Origin of the sequence: Pseudomonas sp. GM30, from assembly GCF_000282275.2 — a bacterium.
GTDB lineage: Bacteria > Pseudomonadota > Gammaproteobacteria > Pseudomonadales > Pseudomonadaceae > Aquipseudomonas.
In genome coordinates, this window is sequence record NZ_AKJP02000026.1 from 131,228 (window position 1) to 154,208 (window position 22,981).

Here is a 22,981-nt window from a genome sequence, read left to right on the forward strand (position 1 = left end):
AGGTTTCCGTTTGAAAGCAGCCATCGTCAAAAAATACCGTTTGATCATCAAGACCATGGGCTACGTGGGCTGGTCGCTGTTCTGGCTGTTGCTCTGGGACATCGCCGTCACCGTCGACTTCATGTTATTCCTCAACGCCAAAATCAACCTGCCGCTGATGCCGCTGACGCTGCTCGGTTCAGCGCTGGTGGTGCTGATCAGTTTCCGTAACAGCAGCGCCTATAACCGTTGGTGGGAGGCGCGCACGCTGTGGGGCATGATGATCAACAGCTCGCGCAGCTTCGCCCGGCAGGTGCTGACGCTGCTGGATGATCCCGATAACGAAGTGAACCCGGTGAAGGCGACGCTGTTGCGCCGCCATGTGGCGTACGTCAATTGCCTCGCGGCGCATCTGCAAGGTCAGCCTTGCCCGGAGGAAGTCCGCGCGTTCATCCCGGCGGATGAATTCGCCCGCAGCGGCACCACCAACAATTTTGCCAACGACATCCTCACCGGTTCCGCGGCGTTGCTGGCCCGGGAATACAAGGCCGGGCGCCTCGACAGCATTCGGCTGGCACGGCTGGAATCGACGATGGTCGATCTGTCCAACAGCCAGGGTGGGATGGAACGCATTGCCAATACCCCGCTGCCCTACCCTTACGTGTACTTCCCACGCCTGTTTATCTCGCTGTTCTGCCTGATTGTGCCGGTGGGGCTGGTGGAATCATTGGGCTGGTTCACCCCGCTGGCCTCGACGGTGGTGGGCTTCATGCTGCTGGCCATCGAACGCATCGGCACCGACCTGCAAAGCCCGTTTCGCCACAGCGAGCACCAGATCCAGATGGAAGCCCTGTGCGAAACCATCGAGAAAAACCTGCAGTCGATGCAGCGTGATTCGTTGGGGGATGCGCGCAGGGTTGAAGAAACGGCTTGAACAACGATCTGAGGGATGCCAGGGCATAAAGCCCTGGCGAGTCGCAGGTATTACTTCTTCTTTTTCGCCGGCTTGTCAGCCTTCTTTGAGTCCTTGGCCTTTTCCGGCTTGCTATCGGCTTTTTTCGCAGACTTTTTCGGCTCGGCGTCTTTCTTCTTGTCTTTCTTGTCGGAGGACTTGGAAAGCGCCGAAGCTGCCGCTGATTTCTTCTCCGGCGAGGACTTTTTGTCTTTCAAGTCCTTGCTGGCTTTCGAAGCGTCGTCTTTTTTGCTCTTCTTCTCGTCTTTAGCCACGTTGACCACCTCTCGGAATGTGCCGTTATTGGCACCGGGCCTGTGCGAATGAACACAAGCTGATCGTTAGGCGTGGGCGTTCGGGCGGGGTTCAGATTATTTAGAGTTGGAGAGCGTTTAACCAAGAGGCCAGCAATTTTTGAAGTGGATTTCAATCAGGCCGGCAAATAGCCCATGGAGGCGCAGGGGTAAACTTTGACTCGATCCACTGTTTGAAAGCTATTACCACAGCGCTGGGAAACTTGGCTGACGGCCTGACCAGGTAAACCCCACCAGCGGTGTCGAGTTGCCATTCCGGAAGAACGTGAAGCAATTTTCCTGCAGCAATGTCATGGCGCATCAGCCATTCGCCTGCGCCGAGTATCCCTGAATCAGCGCAAGCGGCGGCAAGTAACGATTCGCTGTCGTTGGCCGTGAGGTTTCCTTTTGGCGCGACTGTTTGCAACTCGCTGCCGCGAAAAAGCCTCCATTGCGGAAAAGACGCAAGGCCACTAAAGCGAAGGCAATTGTGCTGGATCAGATCGTGTGGATGGTCGGGCATGCCATGCTTTTCTATGTAAGCGGGCGAAGCGCCGAGGATCCGGCGGTGGTCACTTAACCGTTTGGCGATCAGTCGGTTGTCTTCCAGTTCTCCGATTCGGATCGCAGCGTCGAATCCTTCGTCGATGATGTCCACCAGGCGTTCGCTATAGTCTGCGAGGATCGAAACGTGCGGATGTTCCTTGAGAAACTCCGGCAACATCGGACCAAGCCAGCGCCGTCCCATGGCTGCCGGCAGTGCAAGCCGCAACGTTCCTCGAACTTCGCTGGCACCTTGCGTCGCCTGCTGTTGCGCTTCATTCATCAGGTTGATGGCCGAGCGCAGATGCTGCTCAAGCTTGGCACCTACTGGCGTAATTCGAACCTGACGGGTTGAACGCTCGACGAGACGCACACCGAGGCGCTTTTCCATGGCGGCCAGTCGTTTCGATACGACGGTTGGGTGTCGCTGCAGGAGCCGACCTGCAGCGACAAACGAGCCTTGGGAGGCAACGGCCAGAAACGCAGCGATTTCGTCACTGTGCTGACTATTCAGAACATCAAGATTCATGGTTTTAGAATGATCGCCCCCGATGACTGCCCCGACTCCAATGCCGTATGCGCCTGCGATGCATCTTTCAGAGCGTAGCTGGCCCAAATCCTGGGCTTGATAATACCTGCGCCTATGGCGGCCAGCACATCCTGCGCCCGTTCCTGGTACTCACAGGCACTGGCGGTGTGTGCTGCCAGTGAAGGACGTGTGAGGAACAGCGAGCCTTTAGCATTGAGCGTCGACAGTTCTACAGCCGAGGGCGCACCTGACGAGGCCCCGAACGAAACCATCAGCCCGCGTGGCCGGAGACTATCCAAAGACGCCTGGAAAGACGCACGGCCAATAGGGTCGTAGACCACGTCAACCTTTCTGCCCTGGGTAAGACGGCTGACCTCAGACGCCAGGTTGTCGGCATTGAATACCAACACCTCATCACAACCGGATCTCAGCGCTTTTTCGACGCTGGCCAGTTTTGAAACCACACCAATCACGGTCGCCCCCAAGTGCTTGGCCCATGGCACCATGATTTCCCCCAATCCTCCAGCCACGCCATAGATGAGAACTGTGGTGCCCTGTGCCACTGGATAGGTGGTTTTTAACAGGTACTGCGCAGTGATGCCTTTGAACATGACAGCTGCGGCATCATCGAACGACAAGGCGTCGGGTATCTTCACCAGTCGCTCGGCTGGATAAAGTCGGGCCGAAGCATATGAGCCAATGGGCCCAGTAGCATAAGCGACCCTATCACCAACGCGCACATTGCTGACGCCCTCACCCACGATGACGACTCGCCCGGCCCCCTCCAATCCGAGTCCGGATGGCAGCGCAACAGGCACCGCACCCTTGCGTTGAGTCACATCGAGGAAATTGACCCCGATGGCGTCCTGTTCAATCCAGACCTCACCTGGCCCGGGCAATTGTTCGCTCAACGTTTCCAGACTCAACACATCAGGCGCGCCGAACTGATTAAAGCGGATAGCGGATACCATGGTCGTTTCCTCTAAGATCAGAAGTCTTCCAAACAGATGCCGCTAGTGTGAGAACTGACTTGCCGATGAACAAGACGGGCTGACTGCACGACATTAATGCATGATTTGCAGCAATAACATCATGGAATGGAGCGCTGCATCAGTTGCGGCGCTGTAAGTACCAACGGTTCAAAATTGTCAATAGCACAGTTGTGCGACTGTTCCGCAGATAGCGCAGTGATAGGCTTTTCTGGCGTGACATCACGCGAATGCCCGATCTGTTCAGAAGGCAGGTCGGGGCCAATGTTTAAGCCCGCTGTCAGCTAACTGAAAGGATTCGAACATGAAAAAGTCCATGACTACTCTGGCCATCGCCGCGACACTCGCTCTCGCCGCAACGGTCACAAACGCAGCCGTGCATCCAACTATCATCAGTGCTCCACAGACGGTCAAGCAGGCGACCGCCTCGATTGACACGCCTTTCTCAACACAACAGAAAGCTGGAGAAATCCAGACGGCCAGCCTGGCCAGAAGTTGCTCTGATGAGCGCTATTCCTGGTGGGAATTCAGTGGCTGGGAAATAATCGCCTGCCTCGGAAGCGGTCAGTGGTAATTATTCAAACGAGTCTGGTGCGTGACTTATGTGCTGAGCACGCACCAGCGCCTGTTGTAGCCAAGCGACAGTCCTTACTCTCGGCGATTGAGCGCCCTGCCCCACAAACCCTCTGCTCTGATGCCCCCGCATGCACGCCCCGGCTTGGGGTAATCTTCAAAACATAAAGGTAGGTATGACCGGAATGAACGACAGCCGGAAATTCCAGCGGCTGCTGATCAGGTCATCCGGATGAATCGCCGAGTACTGAATCTCCCCGGAAACCCTCACCGGCAACTTGCCGAAACTGAAGATTCGCCCAGCGCCGATCCCGATGGGAAACGTGACTTTATTGCCACCCTCGGCCTTCCAGTTGACCGTGACGTTGGGGGTCATGCCGATGCGCCACTGTTCCGGCCCGGGAATCGCCCGCTGAATGAAGTACTGCACATTGGTCAGGCTGACGTCCTTGCGTTTGCTATCACCGCCAACCGACCACCAGTGCTGCGGGAACACGCCAAGGGTCCAGTCCGGGCCGAGGTACGCGGCGACGAACGCCGGGCCCAGCGAGTATTTGCCCGTACCGAGCACGTCTTCTTCGGCAGTCGGAAACATCGCGGTCGGGCCGAACCCCCAGACCATCTTGCCACCCCCGGCAAAGCGGATCGGCTCCTTGGGCGAAAACACGCCGACGTAGGCCAGGTCGCCGAAACCGCTGGTACGGTCGAACGGGTCCTGCACGACCGAGGTGAAGTCACCGCGATCGTGCAGAATCTCGGTGGGGCCCATGCCAATCAGGTTACCGGCCTTGCGGTTGACCGGGGCGCTGACGTAGCTGATCGGCAGGCGGTTGATCAGGTTCCAGTCTTCGCCAAGAGAGATCGGAAAGGTCGGCATGAAACTGTATTTGCCGAGCATCCGTGTGCCGTTGCTGTGCGGACCTTTGAGCGCGGTGTAATCGTACTGGTTGAACAGCAGAACAAGGTTGCCCACCGGGTTGTCCATCAGTCTGGATATCTGTTCGGTGGACGGTTCGCAGCCGGCCTTGACCACCTCTTTCAGGTCAATGTCGAAGTCCTGTTGAAGCTGGTGGCACTTTTCCGGATCGACCTTGGCCCCTGCAACTGACGGGGAACCCAGTTTCGGCAGAGGGCTGGCGGCACAGGCCAAGCCACTGAGCACCGCCCCGCAGAGTGTCAGACTTGATCGCATCCTTATCGATGGCATCGATTTGCACTCCATTTCACCAGGCGTACTGAAAACGCAGGGTCCAAGTGTTCACGTCCGGGGCGCTTCTATTGTTTGATCAGATCGCTTGGCTTCCAGCTCTGGTCAAAAAACGCCTGCTTCGGCCCATACAACCGCACGATCACCAGGAAGCCTTTCTCCGGTACGGTCTTGATCCAGTTCTTGCCCTCGCCCGGCGATGTCGGGCCGAAGTAGATGTCAGTGGAGCCGTCACTGTTCTGCGCCGGTTTATCCATCTGATTGAGGGACGGGAACGGCTGGCCGTTGTCCAGACCTGACGCGGTCAGGTTGTCGTAGGCGGTGACCGACCAGAACAACGCCGCCGGGACATTGGCCGGAAGGTTGAGCTTGTAGGTCTGGGCGCCGTCGAGGAACTTGCCCTCGGCGTCGCGGGTTGTCGCGGGATACTTGGCGCCGGCACCGACCATGTTCATGACCATGCCCGGGCTGTCGGAATAGGCCGAGGTGAAGAACGCCACACGTTGTTCAAGATTGGTGAAACTGCCGCTGGACTGGAACTCGGTGTTCTCCCCGGCGAAGGTGTTCACGTACTGGCGATCCTTGTAGTACAGGCCCCCCGGCTCTTTGTACAGCAAGTGACTGGTCACTACCTTGCTCATCTTGAACGCGGTGCGCGCCGCTTCATCCAGCAGCTTGCGCCGCTCGGCATCCGGGGCAAAGGGCTTGCCCTTCTCGATGCCCAGGGTGTGCAGGAAGCCGCGCATGTCCATGTCCGCCGGATCAACGGCTTCGGCGTCGATGAAACGCGAGAGCATGTCGAAGTAGCGACCGTCTTCGGGGAACAGCATGTTGATCGGTGCGCCGGTGGCGTCGGGGAATTGCATCGGCAGCGCCGAATCCTTCTTGCCCAGCGGATAGATCTTCGTACGCTCGACTTCGGCTACCGGCACGCTGAGGTCTTTCGGATCCTTGAAAAAGGTCCGCCAGAACAGGAAGACGTTGTTGGTGCGCGAGCGATAGACGAATCCCTCGGTCGGCTCCGGCCCTTTGTAATCAGGCGGGAGCAGCACATAGGTGCCGCCCTTGCCCTTGTCGGGACCCGCCAGGCCAACGTCACCGCGCCAGGTTCTGCCGTCGATGGTCGGCCCGACAATCGGCCGCTGGAAGAAATCATCGAACATGCCCTGCACGCCGGGCGGTGCTTCGACCACCAACGGGCCGTACTTCGCCAGATCCAGATAACTCATGGCGTAGACCAGATCGGAGTTTGGCGTGGTCACCAGAGTCTTGGCGTTGATGCGTTTTTTCCAGGTCGGCAGGATGTTGTAGCCCGCGCCGAACTGCTTCTCCGACGCTTCCTTCATCGACCAGATATTGATCGCCGGCAGAGCCCACAGGTACGACTGCACGGCGCGCTGGAACACCAGCTCATCGATCAGGCTGCGCGCGGTCGCTTCGGTCGGGAAGCCTTTTTCAAAAGGCTGATTGGCCAGTTCTTCATAGCGCGTCGCGGCATCAGCGAGGCCGCTTAGGGAGAGGCTTACGGCCAGGGCCGTCATTGAGGTGCGCAAACGGTTCATGGGCTGTCCTTATGAACGCAGTTGGGAAATCGGTTCAGTTGACCTTGACCACCGCCGGTGGCGTCCACTGGCCATTCATCGCGGCCGCTTCCGGCCAGTAGGCGCGAACATAGAGCGAGAAGTCCGCGCCCTTTGGCGCCGGAAGCCAGTTGCTTTCCTTGTCGGCGCCCGGCGAATCGCTCTGCACATAGAGCGTCAGCGAGCCATCGGCGTTGGACTTGAGCGACTTGTTCTTGGTGCCGAGGGAATAACGGCCCAACGGGTTTTCGGCGAAGAAATGCTGCTGGTTGTACAGCGTCAGCGACCAGAAACCCTTGACCGGCGGCAGCGCGCCTTTGGGGAAGGTCACGCTGTAGCGCTGGGCACCGTTGAGTCGGACGCCGGACTCGTCCAGATCCTGATAGAAGTACTTGGTCTCGATCTGTTTGTTGACGAAGATGTTCGACCGGGCAACTGCCGTACGCAGGAAGTAGTCAGTGCCGAACGCTGCGCCGTTGTCGATGGTGCTCCAGTGATTGGGCAATTGCTTCCCGTAGTTGCGGAACTGCAACAACGGCTTGACCACGTCTGCATCAGACTTTTGCGCCTCGTCGATCATGGCTTTTTTCAGCTCGGGATCGCGCTGGGCGATTTGTGCCAGCACCGCCAATTGCGCATAGCGCGCCTCTTCTCCCGGCAGCGGTTTGGCGTCCTTGAGAATCGCCGGCAGCTCATCGAAGAACTTTTCCGGCAGCACCCAACGCGTTTCCTCGTCACCCGAGGCCTCGGCGGGGAATTTCGGCGACTGGCTCCAGTCACGCTGCTTGAGTTTGCCGTCGTATTTGGACAGCGGGTACATGTCGATGCCCGACAGATAATGTTGAATGGCCTTGCGATCTTCGGCCGTATCGTCCTGGAAGACCCGCGGAATCACGAAACCGGTGTTGGTCTTTGCACGAAAAACCTGAGTGATGCCCTCAGGCACCTTGCCGTTCCAGTCCAGCCCCACCAACAGATAGAAGCCCGGTTTGGTGGCGTACATCTTTCCTAGCTCGGCGAAGCTGTCGGAGCGCAGGTCCACCACCTGATAAACCCAAAACCGGTCGCCAAAGTCCGGCACCTGAATCACCACCGGCTCGATATCCAGCGCAATGCTGCCCGCACCGTAGACCACATCCTGGTTCGGACAGGCCACCAGGCGTTCCCCCGGTGAAATGTAGTCGGTGAGCATCGACAGATGGTTGATCGGCGCCACGGGCACGATGCCCCCCATCAAGCCGGCCTGCGGCAGATCCTTGAACTTAAGGCGACGATTATAAATGTTGGCCATCGGCCAACCCCAGAAATACGCCTCCCGCGCCATCATCCGTACGTAGGTTTCGGTCACCTTCACATCGGCTTCGGGGCCGGATACCTGCACTACTGGCGAGGTCTGTGCCTGCGCGGCAACTGCGCCGAGCAATACCGCGGTAGCGAGCAGGCCGCTGGCGAATAAAGGTGTTTTGTTCATACGGAAGGCATCCTTGCTTGGGACGGTTTTTCGGCAAACGAATCTACTGATGGAAGATTGTTCGTTAGAAAAACCTAGCAGAGGAACAGCGATCAGCCAGAAAAAGGCATGAGAATTTACGATTATATTTCCATTTCTGATAACCGCTTCTCACCGGGGTCTATCCGTGAAAGCCTGCTCTTGTACGACTTTGAAGGGTCGTGATTGGCCGAAAATCAATCATTCATAAGCAGTAAGCTTTTTGTTCACTTACTGCGCAGACCCCGCTTGTTACACCCCCCAACGATTGCAATAAAAAACCATCGACCCTTTGCCAGTGAACCTTCTCCTTGAAGTTGTTGCAGCCCCAAGGAGAGATAACAATCAGCCCGCCTGCCGAATGCGACAGGCACACCTGCTTACAGGGTTCTACCACTGGCTTGCTCATAGCTCGAAAGGAAATGCCGCCACTGCGACTCATCCCACAAAGAATGCCGTCTGAGTTGAGGAATGTCGTGACGCGCCGCGCCCATTGCCGTAACACGACCGCGAGATTTCTCCAGGTCAAGCAGCGCCAGTTCGAAATCGAAGTCTGTGTCGGTAATCGACGCCTTGATAAAGATGTGTTTGGAACGCATGCAACCGTGCTGCCATTTGCCCGAGTGCATCCGCGCCAGCATTTGCGCTAAACGTTCAAGAAGTCGCAGATGCTGCGCGGTGGTCAACAGACTTGCAGCGCCCTGGCTATACCAGGTATCCAGATCAATGAAGCCGCCCAGATCTTTGGTAACCAAGACCCCCTGCCAAACGCCGTCGACTTTTCTCGCGCCATAAAATACCGGTCTAGGCGCATTCACACCCAGTTGCTGGAGTCTTGAAAGGGCGATGCCTTCACGCAATGCGGTGGGTCGGCCAGTGGGGTAACGGAGGCTGCGGAACAGATGGCCAGTCTGGCGCTTTACGAAAAACGTCTTGTCACCTTGAACGATCAACTGGACACCGCTGGTACCGCTGCGGCGCACATTCGGCGGTTCCACCCACGACCCGGACGTACTCCACCAGAAATCAAATTCATCGCCTGCCCTGCCCATTGTGCGCTCCATTTATTGTAGAAATCGTTTCGTGCGACATTTGCATGAGGGTCGCAACAGCAACTCAGTCTGTTAGCGAACGTTAATAGTTCCCTCGTTGTTCGCGGATTTTAGGATCAGCTTGGGGCCTTTACGCAACCAGGTGACGAAAATTGGTTGTTGAGGGGGCTTAGCCCTTGCAGAGTGAACTGCACACTGGTGCGGGTATTCAGGACCGCCGCCAACCGAGTCGCGAGGGCTCTTCCGACTGTTTTTCAATCAACCTGAACGCCCACTAAAATTGACCCAGATCATGATTCAATTCGATTGATGGAAATAACGAGCAACGTCCTTGATCCGCATTTTCTTTGTGCTAAAAGTATTGCCGCCAATGGCTCCTTACAGGGATGAGTAAGGGTTTGCTCATCCGCAGCCATTGCCCACGGATGCATACTTTCAACAAGGAAGTCATATGAAAATAGTTGGGCTGTCCGGGATTCTCCCGTCACGCATCGTCAGCAATCAGGACGTCATTAACCTGGTCGAGGAACACTCTAAAGATACCTTCCAGGAAGACTTGCCTAAAACATTGAAGACCATCAGCAAGTTGCTTGAAAAGAGTGGCAGCGGCACGCGTCACTGGCTGGGCGCCAACGAAACGCCGATGGAGCTGATGGAGACTGCATTCAACTCGGCGCTCGCCCAGGCCAATATCGACAAGGCCGATCTGGATCTGTTGATCTACCCGAACGTCACCCGCGGCTTCATCGAGCCGGCCAACAGTACGTTCATCGCCAAGGCGCTGGGCCTGAGCTGCAGAAACTTCGATGTGGTCGACGCCTGCAACGGCTGGGTGACAGCCATGGATGTCATCAACAGTAAAATGCAGGCCGGCGAGATTCGCTACGCGGCGATCGTCAATATGGAATTTGGCATGTCTGCTGGCGGGCCGGTCATGCCCAAGAACTTCTCTTTGCAGTCGTCGGCAGAACTGGCTTACAAGTTCCCGAGTTTTACCATTGGCGAAGCTGTCACCGTCACCATCCTCAGTCATGAGGCACCGGGCAACTTCAAGTTCTCGTACATCAACCGGCCGGACTTGAGTGACTTGTCGACAATTTCCCTGCCGGACTGGAAACTGTTCTGCAATGAGGAAGATATTCCTCGTATTTCACCAACAGGTGGGCAGTATCAATTCAATTCCTACGCGGCAGCCTTGCATGAAGATGGCCGCAATGAAGCGATAAAGGTCTTTAATCTGCAAAACATCTCTGCAGCAGATGTTCATAAAGTGTTTATTCATACCGGTTCGCCAAAGATGTGGGAGCACATCGGCCAACTGATCGGTATCGATCACAAGCTGCACCACGTCGGACATAAAACCGGCAACATCATTACCGCGTCCATCCCCTATGGCATCTTCGATGCGATGAGTCGGGGCGAAGCCGAGAACGGCCAGTTTTGCATGGGTTGGGCAGGCAGTGGCGGGATGGTTTTCTCTGCACTGTCGTTTACCTTGTAGGGCTTGCTGCAGCTTGCCGCCATGAGGCGGCAAGTTGTTCGACCCTGTTGACGACAGGAACCTGACCCAGTCATTTCAACGTGTCATGGCTGATCAACGTCTTCGGCTCCAAATACGCGCTCATTCCCCACCTGCCCATTTCGCGCCCAAGTCCTGAATGCTTGAATCCACCGAAGGGGGCGCGCGGCTCGTGGGTCAGGGTGTTGATGAGCACGCGTCCCGCATCGATCTGACGGGCTACGTTCATACAACGTTCAGCGCTTTTTCCCAGTACCAAGGCGCTCAGCCCATAGTTTGTATCGTTGGCAATGCTGACCGCATCGGCATCATCCTCGTAAGGAATGATCGTCAATACGGGCCCGAAGATTTCCTCACGTGCGATGCGCATCCGGTTGTTGGCATCAGTGAAGATCGTGGGCTTCACAAACCATCCGGCATGCAAGCCTTCCGGGCGACCTTCGCCACCCGCCAGCAACCTCGCGCCTTCTTCCTGGCCGATACGGATGTAGCGCTGCACCCGTTCCCATTGTTTCTGGCTCACCATCGGACCGATATCGGTGTCGGTGTCACGCGGATCGCCCGATCGGATCTGTGAGACGCTCTCCTGCGCAATCCGCTCGAATTCTGCCAGCCGGCGGCGCGGCACGAGGATGCGAGTGCCCGCGATGCACGCCTGGCCGCTGTTGAGAAATCCGGCTTGCAGCACCATCGGCATGACCGCCTGCAGATCAGCATCATCCAGCACCACGGTGGGCGACTTGCCGCCGAGTTCCAGCGTCACACGCTTCATGGTGTCGGCACCGGTTCTGACCAGATGCTTACCGACAGCGGACGAGCCCGTAAACGAGATTTTGGCAACGTCGGGATGACCGGCGATCTCCTCGCCAACCACATCACCCCGTCCGTTGACGACGTTGAATACACCCGGTGGCAACCCCGCTTCGTGCAACGCACTGACCACGACCTGCGTCTGCAACGCGCTCATCTCGCTAGGCTTGATGACGGCGGTGCAGCCGGTCGCCAGCGCGGTGGCCAGTTTGTTGCAGATGAAGCCCGCATTGCTGTTCCATGGCGTGATCAGACCGGTCACACCCACGGGCGTCAGAATGACCCTGGCCGTGCCGACCTGTTCCTCGAAATCGAACGCCTCCAGAGCATCGATTGCCTGCGCAATCACGTCGGCCGGATAAGTCGCCATCCAGCGCCCGCGAGCCACAGGTGCACCGTACTCCGTGAGGATGGCGTCCAGCAGCTCTTCCTCCTTTGCCGCCACGGCCCGGTGCATGCGGTGCAGTGCCGCAATGCGCTCCTCCCGGCTAGTAAGAGCCCACGCCGGGAATGCAGCCTTGGCGGCGGCGATCGCACGCTGTGCGTCCAGTGCATCGCCCAGCCGAACCTGACCGATGACTTCCTCGGTGCTCGGGTTATGAAGGTCGAACCATTCCTGACCGTGTGGAAGAACGAACTCGCCGTTGATATAGATATGTTCAATGCGTTGCATGGCGACTCCTCGCTGAAAACGACTCGTCTGAATCGAGCCTCTGTGATGAAGTCTAAGAAGGGTTCATTATGCCGATAAGCCATCCTTTGGCTGATGAAGCATCCTTATATTCAGGACGATCCATGCACAGAACAGGAATGACCGAGCTGGAAGTGGTGTTGGCCGTGGCGCGGCGCAGCAGTTTTCGCGGCGCTGCACAGGAGCTGGGCATGTCCACTACGGCCGTGAGCAGCGCGGTGGCCGGTCTGGAAGCACGCCTGAAAGTGCGGCTGTTCAATCGCTCCACGCGCAGCGTTGCCCTCACCGACATTGGGCAACGCTATGTGGCACGCATCGCACCTGCGTTGGCACAGATCAAAAGTGCCGGCGAAGAAGCCAGCGTCGGCCCCGATGAACCGAGCGGCACATTGCGCATCAATGCACCGCATGGCGCGGCCTACCTGCTGCTGGATCCGCTATTAAAGAATTACGCTCAGCGCTATCCCGACGTACGTATCGACATCGTCAGCGAATCAAGCATGGTCGACATCATCGCCGGTGGCTTCGACGCCGGGATTCGCCTCGCGGAGTCCGTGCCGCAAGACATGATTGCCGTGCCACTGTCAGGTGACATTCGGATGCTTGTGGTCGCAACGCCCGAGTACCTCGAACGCCACGGCGTGCCCGAACATCCGCGAGATCTACTCACCCACCGAAGCATCGGCATGCGCATGGCCCATGGTGGCTTTTACCAGTGGGAATTGGAGCGCGATGGCCAAAAGCTGCAGATGGATCTGCCGGCGAGCTTCGCCTCCAACGAAATGCTCGCAATCAAACAGGCGGTGTTATTAGGCCTTGGCATTGGTTTCATTTCCGAGTGGTTCATCCAGCAAGAGCTGGCGAGCGGCACCCTGGTGCCGGTGTTGATGCCGTGGTGCCCGTCATTTGGCGGACTGAGGCTCTATTACTCGGGCCATCGCTTCGTGCCCGCGCGGTTGCGCGCATTGATCGAACTGGCGCAGGAGTTGCGGCCCACTGTGGTTTGATCCTGTTTTGCCCACTGGATAGCCTGACTTGTGGGGCCCAGTTTGGCTTCACCGTCGAATTCAAGCCCCCATCTCAAAAACGAACATGACTTGGTCAATCCGGATTTTGATTGCCAGAGCCTTGCGTGACCGACAGGTCTCAAATACGACCTCATGGTATTCACATGTCGATATCAGACACAATCATGGCGCAATCAGGCTACTGAATCGGCGGCAAGGCCGGCTAAGGTGCCGTGTCTTCCTATCAAAACAACCCCAGTCGGATCATGGGGTTGATAAGAACTGCGGCGGTTGGACGGGCTTCTTCGGGAGTTTCAGCAGGCAACGATGGTGACCGATCTTATGCCCGTTCAATTGCTTAAATGTCGATCAGCAGAGAATAAAAATACCGATGATCAGCCCGAACTCCATGGATTCGAATAGCCAGTTGGCGCAGGGCTTCAAGCCTCGTCACGTCACAATGCTGTCCATCGCCGGGATTATCGGCGCCGGTTTGTTCGTCGGTTCAGGACACGCGATTGCCGCAGCAGGGCCGGCGGTGCTTCTCGCCTATCTGTTTTCAGGTCTGCTCGTCGTGCTGGTCATGCGCATGCTCGGCGAGATGGCGGTGGCCAATCCGGACACCGGTTCGTTCTCCACCTATGCCGACCAAGCCATCGGCCGCTGGGCCGGTTTTACCATCGGTTGGCTGTACTGGTGGTTCTGGGTGTTGGTGATTCCCATCGAAGCACTGGCGGCCGGGCATGTGCTGCACCAATGGTTCCCCCAGGTCGATGCCTGGCTGTTCGCGTTGGGATCAATCATTGCGCTGGTGGTGACCAACCTGTTCAGCGTGTCCAAGTACGGTGAATTCGAGTTCTGGTTCGCCATGGCCAAGGTCGTGGCGATCATCGGTTTCATCGGGGTCGGTTTTGCCGTGTTGATGGGCTGGGTGCCCGAGCGCGAAGTCAGCGGCTTGAGCGGTCTGATGGCCGAGCACGGCGGATTTGCACCCAACGGTTTGTCGGCGGTGGTCGGCGCTTTCATCACGATCATGTTCAGCTTCATCGGTACGGAAGCGGTGACCATCGCGGCCGCCGAATCGAATAACCCGGCGCAGAACATTGCCAAGGCCACCCGCTCGGTGATCTGGCGCATCGGCGTGTTCTACCTGCTGTCGATCTTCGTGGTCATTTCCGTGGTGCCTTGGAATGATCCGCTGCTGGCCTCAGTGGGTTCGTATCAGCGTGCCCTGGAAATCATGAATATTCCAAACGCCAAATTCATGGTCGACGTCGTCGTGCTGATCGCCGTGGCCAGTTGCATGAACTCCTCGATTTACATTGCCTCACGCATGTTGTACTCGCTGGGTCGTCGCGGCGATGCGCCGAAAGCGCTGAAGGCGACTTCCGCGGCCGGTGTGCCACGGGCCGCCGTGATCGCCAGCACCGTGCTCGGCGCGTCGATCACCGTGTGGAGCTACTTCATGCCCGCCGGGCTGTTCGAGTTCCTGCTGGCCAGTTCCGGGGCGATTGCCTTGCTGGTGTACCTGGCGATTGCGGTGTCGCAGCTACGCATGCGGCGGATATTGCAACAGCGCAAGGTCGAGCTGACCTTTCGCATGTGGCTGTTCCCATGGCTGACGTGGCTGGTGATCGGCTTCATCTGCGCGGCGCTGGCGGTCATGATGATCACCCCGCAGCATCGCACCGAAGTCACCACCACCATTGGCCTGGCGCTGGCAATCTCCTTTATCGGCCTGATGACGTCGCGTCAGCCTGCATCGGCCGCACAGGCAACGTCGGTGGGTCAGGCCTGATCCATCGCCTCGACCACGCCTTTGTCCTCGCCCAGAAAGCCGCCGCTCTGATGCGCCCACAGCCGCGCATACACGCCGTTCTTCTCCAGCAGTTCGGCGTGGGTGCCCTGCTCGATGATGCGCCCGTCGTCCATGACAATCAGCCGGTCCATCGCTGCAATCGTCGACAGTCGATGTGCGATCGCGATCACGGTCTTGCCCTGCATCATGTCATCGAGGCTTTCCTGAATCGCCACTTCGACTTCCGAGTCCAGCGCGCTGGTGGCTTCGTCCAGCAGCAGGATCGGCGCGTTCTTCAGCATCACTCGGGCAATCGCCACCCGTTGGCGCTGGCCGCCGGACAGTTTGATCCCGCGCTCGCCCACCAGGGTGTCGTAGCCGGTATGGCCCTGGCGGTCGCTGAGTTGGCTGATGAACTCATCAGCCTGCGCATTGGCGGCGGCGCGGCGGATCTGCGCGTCAGTGGCATCGGGCCGGCCATAGGCGATGTTGTCGCGGATCGAACGGTGCAGCAGCGAGGTATCCTGCGTGACCATGCCGATGGCGCTGCGCAGGCTGTCCTGGGTCACGTGCGCAATGTTCTGACCGTCGATACGAATCTCGCCGCTGTCGACGTCATAAAAACGCAGCAGCAGGTTGATCAGCGTCGATTTACCGGCACCGGAGCGGCCGACCAGACCGATTTTTTCACCGGGACGGATGCTCAGGCTCAGGCCATCGAGCACCTGACGCTCGCCACCGTAGTTGAACGTCACCTTGTCGAACGTCACCGCGCCGCCGGAGGTCACCAGTACGCCAGCATCCGGTGCGTCCTGCACCTTGGTGCCCTGGGTCAGGGTCGCCATGCCGTCCTGGACGGTGCCGATGCTTTCGAACAGCGAGGTCATCTGCCACATGATCCAGTTCGACATGCCGTTGATCCGCAACGCCATGGCAGTGATCGCGGCCACCGCACCGGCACCGACATCACCCTGGTGCCACAGCCACAGGGCGTAACCACCGGCGGACATGATCAACGCCACCACCAGGGCCTGATTGACGATCTCGAACAGGCTGACCAGACGCATCTGGCGAAAACCGGTCAGCTTGAAATCTTCCATCGCCGCCCGCGCGAAGTGCGCTTCGCGATTGGAATGGGAAAACAACTTCACCGTGGTGATGTTGGTGTACGCGTCGGCGATACGCCCGGTCATCATCGAGCGCGCATTGGCCTGTTCCTGGCCGACCTTGCCCAGACGCGGCACGAAGTACCACATGGCCAGACCGAACAGCACAACCCAGGCGAGGAACGGCAGCATCAGCTTCAGCGCAAAACCGCCGGCCAGGGCAATGATCGCGATGAAGTACACGCCAATCCCGGGCAAGATTTCGATCATGGTGAACAGCACGTCGCGTACAGCGAGCGCCGTCTGCATGACCTTGGTCGTGACCCGACCGGAAAACTCATCGGAGAAAAACGAAAGGCTTTGCCGCAGCATCAGCCGGTGGAAATCCCAACGCAGACGCAACGGCAAATTGATCGCCAGAATCTGGTGCTGAACCATGGTGCGCAACGCCACCAGCCCGACACTGAGCACCATGACGATGCCCATGCCCCACAACACGCGGCGCTCCTGCGCGGCCGCCTCACCACCGGCCTGCCAGGTCGAGAGCAGATCCACGACCTGACCGAGGAAGGAAAACAGCCACGCTTCATAAATCGACACAGCGGCACTGAGCAACGCCAGCGCCAGCACGTAGCCGCGGGCCCCCCGGGTGCAGGCCCAGAGAAATTTAGCCAGACCGTTGGGTGGCGGTGGCACCTCGTCAGGCGGGAAAGGGTCGAGTCTTCGTTCAAACAGACGAAGCATGGTGTTCTCCTGAACTTACAAGTCAGGGAGATTCTGCCACCGATCGGATCCCGGGAGGTCTTTGTGAAAAAGTGTGTGCTCCTGACCTGGACGAGTGCCTGCCGTCTCTACCAGACTGCGATATGCGAATCCGCCCGCGGCTCAGTCCCGCCACACAGCACCCCCGACACTGGATCACGCAGAATAATCTGTCCTCTGCCGTAATCCGTCAGGTCACTGGCGATCTGCACCTCGTGCCCGCGACGCGCCAACGCATTGGCCAGATCCCGTGAAGCGCCCTGCTCGATGCCGACCTTCATGCCGCCCAGCCACTGCCAGCGCGGCGCGTCCAGTGCCGACTGCGGGTTCAAGCCGAAATCCACCAGGTTCATCACCATCTGCACATGGCCCTGCGGCTGCATGTAGCCGCCCATCACACCGAACGGCCCCAGCGCCTGGCCGTCCTTGGTGAGGAAACCGGGAATGATCGTGTGAAAGGTCTTTTTCCCCGGCGCCAACGCGTTGGCATGCTCGGGATCCAAGCTGAATTCCTGGCCGCGATTCTGCAGGGCAATGCCGCTGTCCGGCAGCACCACACCTGAGCCGAAACCGTGGTAATTGCTCTGAATGAACGAGACCATGTTGCCCTGCCCGTCCGCCGTGGCCAGATACACCGTGCCACTGGCATGGGGATCGCCCGGTTTCGGCGGTTGCGCTTGTTCGCCGATCTGCGTGCGGCGTCGGGCGCTGTACTCGTCGCTCAACAGATCGGCCACCGCCACGCGCATGTGCAGCGGATCGGTGATGTAGTGCAGGCCATCGCTGTAGGCCAGTTTCATCGCCTCCAGTTGACGGTGCCAGGTCTGTTGGCTGTCACGGTGATCGAAGTCGAAGCCTTCAAGAATCTTCAGCGCCATCAGCGCCACCAGGCCTTGCCCGCTCGGCGGGATTTCCCAGACATCCACGCCCCGGTAATTGACGTGGATCGGCTCCACCCACTGCGCGCGGTAATGCTGCAGATCCGTGGCGCGCAGATAGCCGCCCGTTGCCCGTGAATGCGCATCCAGGCGTTGCGCCAGCGCGCCGCGATACAAGCTTTCGCAGCGGCTCGACGCCAACTCTTCAAGGGTTCGCGCCTGTGCCGGGTTACGGAAAACTTCCCCGACCTTGGGCGCGCGACCATCAATCAGGAACGTATCAAACCAGGCCTGCAGCACTTCATCACGATGCGGGCCGAACTCATCCAGCGCGATTTGCCATTGATGGGCAACCACCGGCGACAAGGGAAAACCGTCTCTGGCCAGACTGATCGCCGGTTGCAGCAGATCGGCAAATGGCAACACGCCAAAGCGTTGCGACAGCTCGGCCCAGGCGGATGGGCAGCCGGGCACCGTCACTGGTGTCCAGCCGTACAGCGGCATTTGCTCATGGCCGGCCGCTTTCACCGCATCGATGCTCAGACTGGCCGGGGCATGGCCGTTGGCATTGAGGCCGTGCAACTGATCCTTGAACCAGACCAGCGCAAACGCATCGCCGCCCAGGCCGCAACCCGTAGGCTCGACCACAGTCAGCGCCGCCGCCGTGGCGATGGCGGCGTCGATGGCGTTGCCGCCCTTCTGCAACATCTCGATGCCGGCCTGTGCGGCCAAAGGCTGAGACGCTGCAACCATGCCACGACGGGCGAACACGCTTTGACGTTGCGACGGATAGGGATATTCGTGAGCAGAAAATTTCAACATGGCAAAGGCTCTTCAAATCAAATTCATTGGCCGGACTTGATCCGGTTCCATTCGCGGGTAATCAGGCGCTGGATGTTTTCCGGCAGATCGGCGGAGACGAAGGCATGATTGATCACCTCGTCAGTCGGGTAGATCCCCGGGTTGCCGCTGACCTTCGGGTCCATCAGTGCCGTGGCGTCCTTGTTCGGATTGGCGTAGCCGACGTAGTCGCTGACCGGCGCAATCACCTCAGGGCGCAACAGGTAGTTGATGAACGCATGGGCGTTGGCGACGTTGCCGGCGTCCTTGGGGATCGCCAGCATGTCGAACCAGAGGTTCACGCCTTCCTTGGGAATCAGGTAGCGGATGTCGATGTTTTTCCCCGCCTCGCGCGCCCGGGTCTGGGCCTGCATCACGTCGCCGGAATAGCCGATCGCCACGCAGATATCGCCGTTGGCGAGGTCGGCGGTGTACTTCGACGAGTTGAAGTAGGTCACCGAGGGTCGCAAGGTCATCAGCAACTTAGAAGCTTTTTTGTAGTCGTCGGGCTTGACGCTGTTGGGGTCCAGCCCGAGGTAAAGCAGGGCCTGGGGGATGATCTTCACTGGTGCATCGAGGAAGGCCACGCCGCAGCTTTTCAGTTTGGCGAGGTTCTGCGGGTCGAACACCATCGACCAGGAATCGAGCAGTACATCCTTGCCCAGCACGGCGCGGACTTTCTCCTCGTTGTAGCCGATGCCCACCGTACCCCACATGTACGGCACCGCGTATTTATTGCCGGGGTCGGCAGCTTGCAGGCGCTGCATCAAACGCGGATCGAGGTGCTTCCAGTTATCCAGCAATTCGCGTTGCAGTGGCTGATAGGCACCGGCGCGAATCTGTTTCGACAGAAACTGGCTCGACGGCACCACCACGTCGTAACCCGAGTGCCCGGAAAGCAACTTGGCTTCGAGCATTTCATTGGTGTCGAAGATGTCGTACTGAACCTTGATTGTGCTGTCTTTCTCGAAATTCTTCAGCGTGTCGGGACCGATGTAATCGGACCAGTTGTATACCTTCACCACCGAGTCGGCGGCTTGAAGCATGGGCACCACAGCGGCGCAGCACAGCGCCGCGAACAAGCTCGATAAACGCATCGTCAAAATCCTTGTGAAGTTCACAGCACGCGGCTGAGAAAGGCCTGGGTTCGGGGATGGGGGGGACGACTGAAAATCTGCTCCGGCGGGCCTTGTTCGATCAGTTCGCCCTGATCGAGCACCACCACCCGATCGGCTACCTCGCGGGCAAAGCCCATTTCGTGGGTGACCACGACCATGGTCATGCCCTCCTCGGCCAGTTCCTTCATGACCTGCAGAACCTCGCCGACAGTTTCCGGGTCGAGGGCGCTGGTGGGTTCGTCGAACAGCATCGCCTGGGGCTTCATCGCCAGCGCTCGGGCGATCGCCACCCGTTGCTGCTGGCCGCCGGAAAGCATCGACGGGTAATGCCCGGCCTTGTCTGCCAGCCCGACTCGCTTGAGCAAGGCCCGCGCCTGTTCCAGCGCAGCCTGGCGTGGCACACCCAACACCTGAATCGGTGCTTCGATGATGTTTTCCAAAGCGGTCATGTGCGGAAACAGGTTGAAGCGCTGAAACACCATGCCGATGTCCCGGCGCTGACGGGCGATGTTGCGCTCCGAGTCGCGCACCAGACTGCCGTCCGCCCGGGCGCGATAACCCATGGGCCGGCCGTTGACCCGGATCTCTCCGCCCTGAATGTCTTCGAGCAGGTTGATGCAGCGGATAAACGTGGTTTTGCCCGAACCCGAGGCGCCAATCAGCACCACCACTTCGCCGCGTCGCACTTGCAGGGAAATGCCCTTGAGAATCTGCAGGTCACCGAAGGCCTTGTGAATGTTCAGCGCCTCGATGATCAGCTCGTCACTTTGCTGCGCCATGATTAACGCCCCCTCAGCAGTTTCAGAGTGCTGCGACCGAACATCCGGCTAGAGGCCGGAGGTGGCGCAGAAGGTCGGTCGGACTGGCCGAAACGGTTCTCCAGCCAGCGCTGAAAGAAGCCCCACAGCGTGGTGAGCAACAGGAAATAGATCGCCACCACCAAGTACAACTCGAACACCCGAAAAGTCGCCGAGGTGACCATTTGCGTACTGAGCAACAGCTCCTGCACGCCGATCACGCTGACCAGCGTGGTGTTTTTCAGCATCACGTTAAACTCGTTGCCCAGCGGCGGCACGATCACCCGAAACGCTTGCGGCAGCACGATGCGGCGCATCAGTTTGGCGAAGGTCATGCCCAGCGAACGGCCGGCCTCGTATTGGCCCTTGTCCACGGCGCCGATCCCGGCACGGATGATCTCGGCCATGTACGCGCCTTCGTTGAGGCCCAGGGCGATGATCGCGGCCTGAATGTTGCCGGGCACCACCAGCCCGAACAGCTCAATGTCTTCGAAGCGAAAAATCCCGCCCGCCGCCAACGCGGTGTACAGAAAAACGATCTGCACCAACAGCGGCGTGCCGCGCATCAGCCACACATAAAAACGCACCGGCAGATGCAACAACGGGTTCTTTGACAATCGCAGCAGCGCGGCGGCCAGCCCCAGCACACAGCCCAGCAACATCGCCAGCACACTGATCAGGCAGGTCAGCCACAGGCCGGTGAGGTACACGCCGCTGGGCTGCAACAGGTACTGCCAGAACACATCCCAATTGAAGTTCATCAACGCTTACCTCAATCGAGTGTGTCGCTGGAGACGTGCCACTTGTTCAGGAGCTGGTTGTAGCTGCCGTCGCTGCGCATGTCGGTGATGATCTGCTGTACCGCTGCGCTCAGTTGCGCATCGTCCTTGCGAATGCCCAGCCCGGTGAGGATCCGGCTGAAGGCCGGCACGCCTTCCTCGAACAGGTCCGGGGCCATCGCCGCGTAATAGCCGGCGGTTTCTACGGTGGTGCCGTAAGCGTCAACCTGATTGATGCGCAGGGCCTGGAAGGCATCGGTGTCGGTGTTGTAGACCACCAGTTTCATCGGCGGCTTGCCGGCCTTGCTCAGGCTTTCATTCTCGGTGTCGAGCAAGGTCTTGATGGTCGAACCGTTGAGCACCGCGATCTTGTGCCCACTCAGATCCGCCAAGGTCTTGAGCGCCTTCGGATTGTCCTTGGGCACGACGACTGCCTGACTGGAATACATGTAGTTGACGATGTCGATCACCTCGCGGCGCTCGGGCTTGTCGAACAACTGGTCGACGATCATGTCGCATTGTTTGGCGAGCAAGGCCGGGAGCAATCCGGAGAACGGAATCACCCGCCAATCGACCTTCTTGTCGCCCAGACGCTTGGCGATTTCCAGGCCGAGGTCGACGGTCAGCCCTTTGGGCTTTTGCGCTTCATCGAAGGACACCAGTGGCGGCGAATCCATGCCCGAGCAATAGGTCAGTTTGTCGACCTTGACCAGACGCTCCGGCACCGTGGGTGCGGCAAGCGCCCACTGCGTACAGAGTCCGAGGGAAATTGCAGCCAGTAACAGGCGAGACGTATGCATGACCAGACACTCCAGTTCGGTTAGTAACGGGGCAGTACTCAAAGTCAAAACATCGGCGGACTCGTGTTCCGCTCTGTGGTTATTTTTCCGATTGCAAAAATTTGATTAGTTCGGGGACGGTGCCTTCGATGTGCTCGCGCACCACGGCTTCGGCCTTGCTGGCGTCGCCGGCACGAATCGCATCGAGGATCATCTGGTGTTCCTGGCGCGCACTCAGGGGCTTTTCGATGTGCTGCAGCCAAAGGCGCATCGGCGCTTCGATCAATGAGTAGAGGGCGCCGATCTGCTTGAGCAGCCGTGGCCGATCGCTGAGGCTGCACAGGTATTCATGGAACTTGCGATGTCGGCTGACCCACGCCGCACTCTCCTCGCGGTAGTCATCCATTTCATCGAGAAGCCGCTCCAGCGCGGTCAACTGACGCTCGCTGATCTTCGGCACCGCGATGCGAATCGCCAGGCCCTCCAGCGCACTGCGCATCTCGAACACTTCGTGCATTTGTTCGACATCCAGACCGCTGACCACGGCGCCGCGATTGGGCCTCAGCGTCACCAGCCCCTGCGCATCGAGGCGGCGAAAGGCTTCGCGCACCGGCATGCGGCTCATGCCGATTTCACTGGCGATGTCCTCGGCGATCAACCGGTCGCCCTTGCGGTAACGCCCACCGCAAATGCCTTCCAACAGAAAGTTGTAGGCCTCTTCCTCGGCGGTCATCGGTTGACGCTGGTCGTAGGCGGGAGCGAATTGCATGGCAGCACCTTTTGTCTTTTTGTATCCAATTATCCACGGATACAAAAAAGCACGATGCATGCCAGATTTCTCTGCACCGTGCCAAGCGCTTGATTTAAATGATTTAAGAAAACAACAGCGAGCAGATCCTGCAGCTCGAAAC

20 protein-coding genes are annotated in these 22,981 nt (G+C 58.7%); 5 read left to right on the top strand and 15 right to left on the bottom strand.

Going from position 1 to position 22,981, the window contains the following annotated elements; translation table 11 throughout:
- Positions 1-10: 10 nt before the first annotated feature.
- On the top strand, positions 11-913 hold the full coding sequence (locus PMI25_RS16280) for a bestrophin family protein (RefSeq protein WP_007967141.1): 903 nt from the start codon (positions 11-13) through the stop codon (positions 911-913).
- 50 nt (positions 914-963) lie between these two features.
- Here the strand turns inward: PMI25_RS16280 and PMI25_RS16285 are convergent, their stop codons facing one another.
- The 3 genes from PMI25_RS16285 to PMI25_RS16295 all read right to left on the bottom strand — a co-directional run bounded on the left by PMI25_RS16285 (position 964) and on the right by PMI25_RS16295 (position 3,267).
- A complete protein-coding gene (locus PMI25_RS16285) occupies positions 964-1,206 on the bottom strand; it encodes a hypothetical protein (RefSeq protein ID WP_007967139.1) in 243 nt (80 codons plus the stop codon).
- Between the two features lie 151 nt (positions 1,207-1,357).
- Positions 1,358-2,296: a LysR family transcriptional regulator gene (locus PMI25_RS16290; RefSeq protein WP_007967136.1), complete on the bottom strand. Its 939-nt coding sequence runs from the start codon at positions 2,294-2,296 to the stop codon at positions 1,358-1,360.
- A complete protein-coding gene (locus tag PMI25_RS16295; protein ID WP_007967135.1) occupies positions 2,293-3,267 on the bottom strand; it encodes a quinone oxidoreductase family protein in 975 nt (324 codons plus the stop codon). The genes PMI25_RS16290 and PMI25_RS16295 overlap by 4 nt, the downstream gene beginning before the upstream one ends.
- A 322-nt stretch (positions 3,268-3,589) precedes the next feature.
- Between PMI25_RS16295 and PMI25_RS16300 the strand changes: the two genes are divergently transcribed.
- A complete protein-coding gene (locus PMI25_RS16300) occupies positions 3,590-3,859 on the top strand; it encodes a hypothetical protein (RefSeq protein ID WP_007967133.1) in 270 nt (89 codons plus the stop codon).
- 156 nt (positions 3,860-4,015) lie between these two features.
- On the opposite strand, the gene PMI25_RS16305 is transcribed toward PMI25_RS16300, so the two are convergent.
- From PMI25_RS16305 to PMI25_RS16320, 4 genes are all read right to left on the bottom strand, one after another.
- On the bottom strand, positions 4,016-5,050 hold the full coding sequence (locus PMI25_RS16305) for a hypothetical protein (RefSeq protein WP_238547083.1): 1,035 nt from the start codon (positions 5,048-5,050) through the stop codon (positions 4,016-4,018).
- Between the two features lie 83 nt (positions 5,051-5,133).
- The gene (locus PMI25_RS16310) at positions 5,134-6,627 is read right to left on the bottom strand and encodes a DUF1254 domain-containing protein (RefSeq protein WP_007967130.1); all 1,494 of its coding nucleotides are present in this window, start codon (positions 6,625-6,627) and stop codon (positions 5,134-5,136) included.
- Positions 6,628-6,661: 34 nt separating this feature from the next.
- A complete protein-coding gene (locus tag PMI25_RS16315; RefSeq protein ID WP_007967129.1) occupies positions 6,662-8,116 on the bottom strand; it encodes a DUF1254 domain-containing protein in 1,455 nt (484 codons plus the stop codon).
- Positions 8,117-8,514: 398 nt separating this feature from the next.
- Positions 8,515-9,186 (bottom strand): lipopolysaccharide kinase InaA family protein, encoded by a 672-nt coding sequence (locus PMI25_RS16320; protein WP_007967128.1) that lies wholly within the window; start codon positions 9,184-9,186, stop codon positions 8,515-8,517.
- A 451-nt stretch (positions 9,187-9,637) separates the two neighbouring features.
- Here PMI25_RS16320 and PMI25_RS16325 point away from each other — a divergent pair, with 451 nt between their 5' ends.
- Complete coding sequence (locus tag PMI25_RS16325) at positions 9,638-10,687, top strand: 3-oxoacyl-[acyl-carrier-protein] synthase III C-terminal domain-containing protein (RefSeq protein ID WP_007967127.1); 1,050 nt, start codon at positions 9,638-9,640, stop codon at positions 10,685-10,687.
- A 70-nt stretch (positions 10,688-10,757) separates the two neighbouring features.
- On the opposite strand, the gene PMI25_RS16330 is transcribed toward PMI25_RS16325, so the two are convergent.
- Positions 10,758-12,188 carry an aldehyde dehydrogenase family protein gene (locus PMI25_RS16330; RefSeq protein ID WP_007967126.1) on the bottom strand — a complete coding sequence of 477 codons (1,431 nt, stop codon included), beginning with the start codon at positions 12,186-12,188 and terminating at the stop codon, positions 10,758-10,760.
- A 122-nt stretch (positions 12,189-12,310) separates the two neighbouring features.
- Here PMI25_RS16330 and PMI25_RS16335 point away from each other — a divergent pair, with 122 nt between their 5' ends.
- The gene (locus PMI25_RS16335) at positions 12,311-13,213 is read left to right on the top strand and encodes a LysR family transcriptional regulator (protein WP_007967125.1); all 903 of its coding nucleotides are present in this window, start codon (positions 12,311-12,313) and stop codon (positions 13,211-13,213) included.
- A 391-nt stretch (positions 13,214-13,604) separates the two neighbouring features.
- Entirely contained in the window at positions 13,605-15,011 is a 1,407-nt protein-coding gene (gene gabP / locus PMI25_RS16340; RefSeq protein ID WP_007967124.1) for a GABA permease, read from the top strand.
- Here gabP and PMI25_RS16345 read toward each other — a convergent pair.
- From PMI25_RS16345 to PMI25_RS16375, 7 genes are all read right to left on the bottom strand, one after another.
- Positions 15,002-16,861, bottom strand: coding sequence for an ABC transporter ATP-binding protein (locus PMI25_RS16345; RefSeq protein WP_007967123.1), 1,860 nt, complete (start codon positions 16,859-16,861; stop codon positions 15,002-15,004). The genes gabP and PMI25_RS16345 overlap by 10 nt on opposite strands.
- 107 nt (positions 16,862-16,968) lie before the next feature.
- A complete protein-coding gene (locus tag PMI25_RS16350; protein ID WP_007967122.1) occupies positions 16,969-18,579 on the bottom strand; it encodes a gamma-glutamyltransferase family protein in 1,611 nt (536 codons plus the stop codon).
- Positions 18,580-18,602: 23 nt separating this feature from the next.
- Positions 18,603-19,694 (bottom strand): polyamine ABC transporter substrate-binding protein, encoded by a 1,092-nt coding sequence (locus tag PMI25_RS16355; RefSeq protein ID WP_007967120.1) that lies wholly within the window; start codon positions 19,692-19,694, stop codon positions 18,603-18,605.
- Positions 19,695-19,714: 20 nt separating this feature from the next.
- Entirely contained in the window at positions 19,715-20,494 is a 780-nt protein-coding gene (locus PMI25_RS16360; RefSeq protein ID WP_007967119.1) for an amino acid ABC transporter ATP-binding protein, read from the bottom strand.
- Positions 20,495-20,496: 2 nt separating this feature from the next.
- A complete protein-coding gene (locus tag PMI25_RS16365; protein ID WP_007967116.1) occupies positions 20,497-21,273 on the bottom strand; it encodes an amino acid ABC transporter permease in 777 nt (258 codons plus the stop codon).
- 11 nt (positions 21,274-21,284) lie between these two features.
- Positions 21,285-22,091 carry an ABC transporter substrate-binding protein gene (locus PMI25_RS16370; RefSeq protein WP_007967113.1) on the bottom strand — a complete coding sequence of 269 codons (807 nt, stop codon included), beginning with the start codon at positions 22,089-22,091 and terminating at the stop codon, positions 21,285-21,287.
- 79 nt (positions 22,092-22,170) lie between these two features.
- The gene (locus PMI25_RS16375; protein ID WP_007967111.1) at positions 22,171-22,839 is read right to left on the bottom strand and encodes a GntR family transcriptional regulator; all 669 of its coding nucleotides are present in this window, start codon (positions 22,837-22,839) and stop codon (positions 22,171-22,173) included.
- Positions 22,840-22,981: the final 142 nt, after the last annotated feature.